The sequence below is a fragment of the Bacillus sp. 220_BSPC genome (assembly GCF_001054655.1).
Lineage (GTDB): Bacteria > Bacillota > Bacilli > Bacillales > DSM-1321 > Peribacillus > Peribacillus frigoritolerans.
Map to the genome: position 1 here is coordinate 1 of NZ_JVPL01000277.1, position 8,641 is coordinate 8,641.

The 8,641-nt window shown below is 36.6% G+C and carries 8 protein-coding genes and 3 pseudogenes; 10 read left to right on the top strand and 1 reads right to left on the bottom strand.

The features are described from left to right. Window positions 1-220: 220 nt before the first annotated feature. A complete protein-coding gene (locus ADA55_RS21905; protein ID WP_048687586.1) occupies window positions 221-478 on the top strand; it encodes a hypothetical protein in 258 nt (85 codons plus the stop codon). Between the two features lie 47 nt (window positions 479-525). Here ADA55_RS21905 and ADA55_RS30770 read toward each other — a convergent pair. Next, window positions 526-987, bottom strand: a pseudogene (locus ADA55_RS30770) (orotidine 5'-phosphate decarboxylase / HUMPS family protein); the annotation flags it as partial. A 131-nt stretch (window positions 988-1,118) separates the two neighbouring features. Here ADA55_RS30770 and ADA55_RS21910 point away from each other — a divergent pair. From ADA55_RS21910 to ADA55_RS31510, 9 genes and pseudogenes are all read left to right on the top strand, one after another. Continuing rightward, window positions 1,119-1,484: a winged helix-turn-helix transcriptional regulator gene (locus ADA55_RS21910; protein WP_031538335.1), complete on the top strand. Its 366-nt coding sequence runs from the start codon at window positions 1,119-1,121 to the stop codon at window positions 1,482-1,484. Window positions 1,485-1,890: 406 nt separating this feature from the next. Next, window positions 1,891-2,055, top strand: a complete 165-nt coding sequence (locus tag ADA55_RS29620) for a hypothetical protein (protein WP_153246161.1) — start codon at window positions 1,891-1,893, stop codon at window positions 2,053-2,055. A gap of 86 nt (window positions 2,056-2,141) precedes the next feature. Next, window positions 2,142-3,596 (top strand): glucose-6-phosphate dehydrogenase, encoded by a 1,455-nt coding sequence (zwf, locus tag ADA55_RS21915; protein ID WP_048687587.1) that lies wholly within the window; start codon window positions 2,142-2,144, stop codon window positions 3,594-3,596. 85 nt (window positions 3,597-3,681) lie between these two features. After that, window positions 3,682-4,575 carry a phosphogluconate dehydrogenase (NAD(+)-dependent, decarboxylating) gene (gnd, locus tag ADA55_RS21920; protein WP_048687588.1) on the top strand — a complete coding sequence of 298 codons (894 nt, stop codon included), beginning with the start codon at window positions 3,682-3,684 and terminating at the stop codon, window positions 4,573-4,575. A 31-nt stretch (window positions 4,576-4,606) separates the two neighbouring features. Then, window positions 4,607-5,944, top strand: a complete 1,338-nt coding sequence (locus ADA55_RS21925; RefSeq protein WP_048687589.1) for a glucose-6-phosphate isomerase — start codon at window positions 4,607-4,609, stop codon at window positions 5,942-5,944. A gap of 190 nt (window positions 5,945-6,134) precedes the next feature. Next, a pseudogene (locus tag ADA55_RS21930) lies at window positions 6,135-6,700 on the top strand (recombinase family protein). Window positions 6,701-6,911: 211 nt separating this feature from the next. After that, window positions 6,912-7,112: pseudogene (locus ADA55_RS28840) on the top strand (IS3 family transposase); the annotation flags it as partial. Between the two features lie 237 nt (window positions 7,113-7,349). Continuing rightward, complete coding sequence (locus ADA55_RS30775) at window positions 7,350-7,490, top strand: hypothetical protein (RefSeq protein ID WP_235443588.1); 141 nt, start codon at window positions 7,350-7,352, stop codon at window positions 7,488-7,490. A gap of 638 nt (window positions 7,491-8,128) precedes the next feature. Beyond that, on the top strand, window positions 8,129-8,350 hold the full coding sequence (locus ADA55_RS31510) for an IS3 family transposase (RefSeq protein ID WP_082168109.1): 222 nt from the start codon (window positions 8,129-8,131) through the stop codon (window positions 8,348-8,350). Window positions 8,351-8,641: the final 291 nt, after the last annotated feature.

Genomic DNA, 8,641 nt, shown 5'->3' on the forward strand with positions numbered 1-8,641 from the left:
CTTTCCTACCCCAGCTGAATTATGTTCCTTACAGCCTCAAGATATCGTAAACGGGTGGAAATCATGACATTCCGGGCATAAAAAAGCCCGTTCCCTGCTTGTATTGGCCAACTTTCCGCCAGGTATCCCACATTCGATTCAGAGTAGTATTGTAAAACCAAATTGAATAGTAACTTCTTGAATTGACAGAACGCGTTTTGAACGAGATATAACGGATAGAATGGACCAGCAAGAAAAAACCATAGAAAAACAATCCGAACTGATCCGCGTTTTGGTAGAACCTTTAACGGAAAATCTAAACATGAAGAAGAACGAGATAAAAGGTTTAAAACGGTTAGATAAAATAGTAGCTGAAGTATCCGCTGCCGTGATAAAAATGGCAAAGGAGGAAGTGGAATCCATTAAAAAAGAAGTGGCTGTTGCTAAAGCGGAAATAGATGTTGTCATGAATAGAGACAAAGTCGACTGTCCGACTTAATTCTTGAACGACTTCAGCTAAATATTGAGTAGCATTCATAGTTATAATTAACCTTGTTTAATCAATTCTTGCTTTTAGCTGCAACTGCTTTTTTATCGTCTTTGCTTTTGATACCACCACCTACGATGACAAGATCTGGTTGTACTTTAATCACATCTGGAAGTGTTTCTAATTTGATTCCGACTGCAATAGTCGTTTTCGCATTTTTTACAACGCTCTTAATGGTTGCAAGGTCTTCGAAAGAATTTTTTCCTACAGCTTGGAGGTCATAACCTGTGTGAACACAGATATAATCTACTCCAAGTTCATCCAGTTCTTTCGCACGACTTTCAATGTCTTTTACTGCGATTATATCAGCAAGGATTTGTTTACCTTGTTTTTTGCTTCTTCTACAGCACCTTTAATGGACTCGTCTTCAGCTGTACCAAGAATGGTGATGATGTCAGAGCCTGCTGCAGATGCTTGGCTAACTTCATATCAGCTGCATCCATGATTTTAAGATCAGCTAAATGATAGCTATTTACTAACGGTACGATACTCAGTATACTGGGTATGTTACTAAATTGAAAGTATGCACTATTTTATCATATAGTAATAAAAAGTATACTATGGGACATAATAAGAGTTGGAGGTGAAATAAATGCCGAATCTTGGGGAAAAAGTGTTTAATTGTGAAAAAGAATTGACTCTTTCGATTATTGGTGGAAAATGGAAAATGTTGGTATTGTGGCATCTAGGAAAAGAAGGAACCAAACGTTTTGGTGAACTAAAGGCCCTCATGCCTGGTATCACTCAAAGAATGCTTGTTAATCAATTGCGTGAACTTGAAGACCATTTGATTGTTCATCGTGAAGTCTATCCTGTCGTTCCGCCAAAAGTTGAATATTCACTCACTGAGTATGGAAGAAGTCTGATGCCTATTCTGGATGCTATGTATGACTGGGGTAAAGATTATATTGAGAATGTATTAGAAAAAGAAACAGAAAACAAATCGTCTATTCAGTAAAAAAAGAGTTTCTCCTAGGGGTTCGAAAAAGTGTAAAAAAGTTCATATACTAACAAACCACGGTTAGCTATCTTAATAAAGATGCTGTCCGTGGTTTTTTATATCTCTACGTATTTAAAAGGTTGAAAAAACACAACATTTAATAAAGGAATCAGTTACTTGGTATTGGATTCATGTTTATAGTGTTATTTTTAACACTATGTTATACCAATGTATCTATATGTTAATAAAGTGCGTACTTTCAAAAGTATAACTTACGTAATATACTGATTTTGCTCAAGTAATAGCGAGCTTAAAGAATACTACCAAACCTTAAGAGAATACTACTACAAGCATGGTGAGATGAAGTGAAACTTCATTTAATAATTTATACATGTTGTTGCTTTTGACGAAAGGAGAGATCCGCATGGGAAAGTTCAAAACTAAGCAGCGAAAAGTTTGTGAAAGATGTCTAACCATCACCATAAATAATGAAACCTGTCCAAAATGTGGACATTCTCAATTAAGAGATATCATTATTACCGGACAAGCTGGGAGAAATAAACGAATCTTACATCCAAAAGTAGGATAACGCAATAGCGAAAATCCTTGTTGTTTTTGTAGGGAAAACGAAGAAAATCAGACATTTTTCTATTTGAAAATGTGGAGGAATGAAAAGTGGATTCTATGACGTTTGTCTTATTTGGGGCAACTGGGGATTTAGCTAAGCGAAAAATCTACCCTGCCTTGTTTAATTTATATTTGAATCAAAAATTACCAGATTCTTTTTTGATCATTGGTGTAGGAATAGACGAAATGTCTGATGTTGATTTCCAAAACCATGTAACAGACTCGCTATACACTTTTTCTAGACACTTGATAAATGATAAATCCGAAAAACAAGAGTTTGTAAGGGCATTTCGTTATTGCCAGTTAGATTTCACGAATACTGAAGGGTATAAGAAGTTAGTTGAATTCGTTCAACAAAATGAAAAAGACGAGAGTATTGAAGAGAATAGAATGTTTTATCTTTCTGTTGCTCCTGAATTCTTTGATGTAATTGCTTTAAACATAAAGAAGAGTGGCTTAGGTTCGACAAAGGGATGGAAACGATTGATTATCGAAAAACCATTTGGGTATGACTTAAAATCTGCTGAAGATTTAAACGAAAAATTAAGCAAAGCTTTTGAAGAAAACGAAATTTTTCGGATTGACCATTATCTCGGAAAACCAATGGTTCAAAACCTTGAAGCCTTGGAATTTGCCAATCCTGTTCTGCAATCACTTTGGAACAATCGGTTTATTGCCAATGTGCAAATTACGGCTAGTGAAACGGTTGGTGTAGAAGAGAGGGCTGGTTATTATGACCAAGCAGGCGCTATTCGTGATATGGTTCAAAATCATATGCTACAGCTGTTGATGATGACAGCCATGCATCTCCCAAAACATATTAGTGCAAAAGATATCCGTAATGAGAAAAGAAAAGTTATGGAATCTCTGCGACCATTACAGAAAAATACTGTAGGTATCCACGTCGTTCGTGGCCAATATGGATCAGGTGAAATAAACAGTACACCAGTAGTCAGATACTTAGAAGAACCTGGCGTTGATGCTTCTTCTAAAAACGATACATTCATTGCTGCTCGTCTATGGATTGATAATTCCTTCTGGGACGGGGTCCCATTCTATATCCGGACAGGAAAAAGAATGACGGAAAAATTAACGCGGATTGTGATTGAATTCAAAAACCCATTAAAGAATTTGTATACCAATGAAATCCAAAATGCTGAACCCAATCTATTAGTTATTAATGTAAGTCCTAATGAAGGTGTTTCGTTGCAGTTAAATAGTAAAAACCCGATAAATGGAAAGTTAGAACCTATTGTTGTTGATTTTTCAGCGAGTAAAAAAGACGTGCCCGAAGCATATGAACTCTTAATATTTGATGCTCTGCGTGGAGATTCTACCTTCTTTGCTCATTGGAACGAAGTGAAATTATCTTGGAAATGGGTACAGCCTATTTTAGAGACATTTGAGGAAAATATTGTTCCACTTCATTCATATCAATCTGGCTCGATGGGACCTGAAGCTGCTCATCAATTATTGGAAGAGGATGGTTATAGATGGTGGTAAAAGAAAGATTATGATTATACTTTGAATCCATTCTGCTATAGATGAAAAACTCAAAAAATATAGAAATACTCAAGGAGGATTAATGATGAAGGTCGGATTAATTGGATTAGGAAAAATGGGGCTAAACTTAGGAAAGAACCTAATTGACCATAAACATGATGTAGTAGCATTTGATCTAAATACAAATGCTGTTGAAGAAATAAAGAAATACGGGGCTGAAGGTACATCTAGCTTACAAGATCTTGTTCAATCAATAGAAAAGCCACGAGTTTTTTGGATTATGGTTCCACACTCCGTTGTTGATTCCGTTATTAGTGAGATAACAACATTTCTGAGTGAGGGAGATATCGTGGTTGAAGCTGGTAATTCTCACTATAAGGAATCCATTCGTCGATACAACCAGCTAAAGGAAGTGGGAGTGAGCTTTATGGATGCCGGCACATCCGGGGGTATGGAAGGTGCTCGGGATGGAGCTTGTTATATGATTGGGGGAGAGCCTGAAGCATGGAGCATTGTCGAGCCCATTTTTCGAGATACAGCTGTAGAAAATGGGTATTTATATGCTGGAAAAGCAGGTAGTGGTCACTTCCTAAAAATGATTCACAATGGAATTGAATACGGAATGATGGCTGCGATTGGAGAAGGATTTGAAGTATTAGAAAAAAGTGAATTCGATTTTGATTATGAAAAGGTAGCAAAAGTTTGGAATAATGGTTCGGTTATTCGTTCTTGGCTCATGGATTTAACAGAACACGCGTTTTCTAAAGATGCAAAATTAGATGAAATTAAAGGCATTATGCATTCATCTGGTGAAGGGAAATGGACAGTTGAAACAGCATTGGATCTTCAAGCTGCTACCCCTGTTATCGCTATGTCTTTATTAATGCGTTATCGTTCCTTAGACAATGATACCTTTACGGGTAAAGTGGTAGCTGCTTTGCGAAACGAATTTGGTGGACATGCTGTGGAAAAAAAATAAGAATAGAAGCAAATATAAAGGAGAAATTTATATGACCATTTCATTTGACTTTTCGAACGCATTATCTTTCATGAAAGAGAGTGAAGTAAATCATTTAAGTGAATTTGTACGAGTTGCTCATGGTTATCTTCATGAAAAGAAAGGGCCCGGATCGAATTATCTTGGTTGGGTTGATTTACCGTTAAACTATGATAAAGATGAATTTGTGCGCATTAAAAAAGCTGCAAAGAGAATTCAAAATCAATCAGATGCTTTGATTGTCATCGGGATCGGTGGTTCGTATTTGGGTGCTAGATCAGCTATTGAAGCTTTGTCCCATAGCTTTAATAACCAAATGAACGATAAGACAAAAGTGTATTTTGCCGGTCACAATATCAGTTCTACTTATATATCTCATTTATTTGAACTATTAGAGGGGAAAGATATCTCTGTTAACGTCATTTCCAAATCAGGAACAACGACAGAGCCAGCCCTTGCTTTCCGTATTTTTCGTGACTATATGGAGAAAAAATACGGAAAAGAAGAGGCGAGAAAACGTATTTTTGCCACTACAGATCAGGAAAAAGGCGTATTAAGAAAGCTCACGGACAAAGAAGGATATGAAACGTTTGTTATTCCGGATGATGTAGGTGGAAGGTATTCTGTGCTAACAGCAGTTGGTCTCTTACCAATTGCCGTAGCAGGACTTGATATTGATCATATGATGGAAGGGGCAGCAGCAGCAGCCCGTAAATACAACAATCCTGATTTATTGACAAATGAGAGCTATCAGTATGCTGCGGTCCGAAATGTACTCTACAATAAGGGAAAAGCAATTGAAGTGCTTGTTAACTATGAGCCCTCCCTTCACTACGTATCGGAATGGTGGAAGCAGCTGTTTGGGGAAAGTGAAGGAAAAGATCAAAAGGGGCTATTCCCTGCTTCCGTTGATTTTTCAACGGATTTGCATTCCATGGGGCAATATGTACAAGAAGGTCGACGTAACCTTTTAGAAACGGTTTTACAGATTAAGAAACCTCGAATTGAAGTGACTATTCAGGAGGATCCAGAAAATATTGATGGATTAAACTTCCTGGCAGGTAAGACGATGGATGAAGTCAACAAAAGTGCATTTCAGGGTACCCTTATGGCCCATATAGATGGAGAAGTACCTAATCTCGTGATTGAACTGGATGAAATGAATGAATACACTTACGGTGAGATGATTTACTTTTTTGAGAAGGCATGTGGGATTAGTGGCCATCTATTAGGAGTTAACCCATTTGACCAGCCTGGTGTCGAAGCATACAAGAAGAATATGTTTGCATTACTTGACAAACCTGGTTTTGAAGCAGAAAAAGCTATTCTCATGGAGCGTTTATCAAAATAATTATATCTGCTTGGTTTTGTATTAATAAAAAGATTGTTACCAAAAACCATATTTTTTGTAACAACGTTTATGAGAAATACTGATGCTTGATTTTACTAATTTTACAGGTTAACAAAAGTTTTACCAAATACTTTTACAAAATGATGTCTCTTGTACAATTAGATTATAAAATTGTGCAGGAGGCTTCATTATGATAATCGGTTATACTCGAGTTACGACAGTTGACCAAAATTTAGACCGACAAATTATATTACTTTCTGAGTATGTCTGTGAAAAAATGGTTCAAGAGAAATTTACTGGGAACACAATGGATAGAGATGGACTTAACTCATTGCTAGTTGTTATACGGAAAGGTGATACCGTTGTAGCAAAAATATTTCACGATTAGGGAGAAGAACACTTGATATTCTTTATATTATTCAGCAATTCGAGGATACAGGTGTAAAGTTCGTTTCTATTAAAGAGAACATGGATACAAGAACATCAACAGGAAAAGCCAGGTTTCAAATGATGTGTGTCATTGCAGAATTAGAACGAAATTTAATTGTAGAGAGAATTAAAGAAGGATTAGAAGCTAGTAAGCAAAGAGGAAAGAAACTAGGTAGACCAAAAGTTGATCAATCAAAAATTGAAATAGCCTTGAGGATTTATGACAGTAAAGAATACTCGGTAAAAGAAATTTTAGAAGGTACAGGACTTTCACAGGGTTCATTATATCGAGCAATTAATAAAAGAAAACTAAAAGAAGTAAATTAATAACCTCTTATAAATTTAGGAATTATGTGATGGAATAGGCTAGGGCAGCTATTCTGTTACTATCCCAAATTACTGTGAAAGGAGTTGGCAATTTGGCATCCATAGAACGTACAGCTTACCCAAGATTTAAAAACGTCCTACTTGAAAAGAACTTCGTGATATTAACTCCCCTACACCTGAAGAAAATCAATTTGCGTAAGGGGCCTAGGGATTACACCAATCTATGTCTAGACGGGGAAACTGTTTGGATAATGCACCGATAGAATCATTCTTTGGCCACCTTAAAGAAGAAGCAAATATTAAGCCGTGTAAAACTTTAGATGAACTAAAACGTGAAATAGACAATTACATCACTTACTATAACCATAACAGATATCAATGGAACCTAAAAAAGATGACCCCTGTACAATGATATGATCCCCTTTTAGTTGCCAGAAAAAAGAAAGCACACTAATCTGTCTATATATGGAGGGGATTTTTCTATGGGTAATATTAAAAGAACGTTTGATAAAGCGTTCAAAAAGCAGGCCGTTGATTTATACCTTAATGGAGATATGAGTTAAATCAATCGGTCGCTGATAAATTAGAAATTGATAAAAAACAAGTCCGCCGCTGGGTTAGGTACTTTGAAGCTGAAGGCATACTGGGTTTGGAAGAGAAACGAGGGAAAGCGAAGGGGCTTGGTAAGGGCAGACCAAGAACAGCTCCGGAGGATCCAGAAGAAAAAATCACACGTTTAGAGGCGGAACGACATGCTAAAAAAGCTCTTGAAGATGTAAAAGGGGGATGAAGGCAGTAACGACAAGGAAAAAGTATGAGGTAATTAGGGAAATGTCCAAGGAACTACCCTATTCAGTTATTATGCAAAATTGCACATGTATCAAGAAGTGGATACTACAAATGGTTAAAACGTAAAATATCGACTTCTGAAAAGCAACTGGAAGATGAAGAGATTAAGAAAAAAATTATAGGATGCTACAATAAACTCAAAGTAATCTATGGGGATGGTATGGCTGGATAAAATCTACGGTTTAAACCTGAACCACAAGCGTGTCCAGCGTCTTTTATGCGGGAGCTAGGGTGATAGTCCCTGATTCGGAAAAGGAAACCTTATTACGGGAAGAGAGAAGCATAATGTCATTTCTAAAAACCTTCTTAATAGGGATTTTCATGCATCCAGACCTAATGAGAAATGGGTAACTGACATTACATATTTGATTTTTTTTATAGACAGAGACTTTTCCAATCCGCCATAAAAGACCTCTATAACAATGAAATCATTTCTTATCAAGTCAGCCGGAGAACACTTAAAACTTGTAATAGATAACAATAATAAAAGCAAAGAAAAAAACGGAATGTTAAAGGAATTCTTCTGCATAGCGACCAGGGGTACCAATACACTTCCCACCAATTTTGAAAAAATATAAAATGCAATCCAGTATGTCAAGAAAGGGAAACTGCTGGGATAACGCTTGTATGGAGAATTTCTTCAGCCACTTTAAATCGGAGTGTTTCTATATGAACTCCTTCGGTACCTCTGAAGAGGTTCGAGGTGCTGTAAGTATGTATATTCGATTCTATAACCATCATCGCTTCCAGAAAAAATTAAACAACCTGAGTCCATATCAATATAGAACTCAGGTTGCTTAATTGGTCTTTTTTATTTCTGTCTATTTGACTGTGGTCACTCCACAATACAGAGATCATCTTCTTTAGGCTGCCTAATCCCTTTTTTAAAATGTCCTTTACAAAGGGTACAATTTACAACTAGATTCCTAGTTCTTAACCAATATAGACAAGACGAGACGATCGCTTCTCAAATTAAGGATTAGTTGACCATAATCCTGAAGTCTTTACTACGACTCTTGGATGAAGCTTTAACCCGGCTACAAGCAGCTCTGCTAAATCCTCTGATTGCATAACATTTTCAGGATTTCCACT

Excerpts from the sequence above, each read along its gene's own strand:
- ADA55_RS21905 (WP_048687586.1), top strand. The coding sequence starts at position 221 with ATGGACCAGCAAGAAAAAACCATAGAAAAACAATCCGAACTGATCCGC.
- ADA55_RS21910 (WP_031538335.1), top strand. The coding sequence starts at position 1,119 with ATGCCGAATCTTGGGGAAAAAGTGTTTAATTGTGAAAAAGAATTGACT.
- ADA55_RS29620 (WP_153246161.1), top strand. The coding sequence starts at position 1,891 with ATGGGAAAGTTCAAAACTAAGCAGCGAAAAGTTTGTGAAAGATGTCTA.
- gnd (WP_048687588.1), top strand. The coding sequence starts at position 3,682 with ATGAAGGTCGGATTAATTGGATTAGGAAAAATGGGGCTAAACTTAGGA.
- ADA55_RS21925 (WP_048687589.1), top strand. The coding sequence starts at position 4,607 with ATGACCATTTCATTTGACTTTTCGAACGCATTATCTTTCATGAAAGAG.
- ADA55_RS31510 (WP_082168109.1), top strand. The coding sequence starts at position 8,129 with ATGCAATCCAGTATGTCAAGAAAGGGAAACTGCTGGGATAACGCTTGT.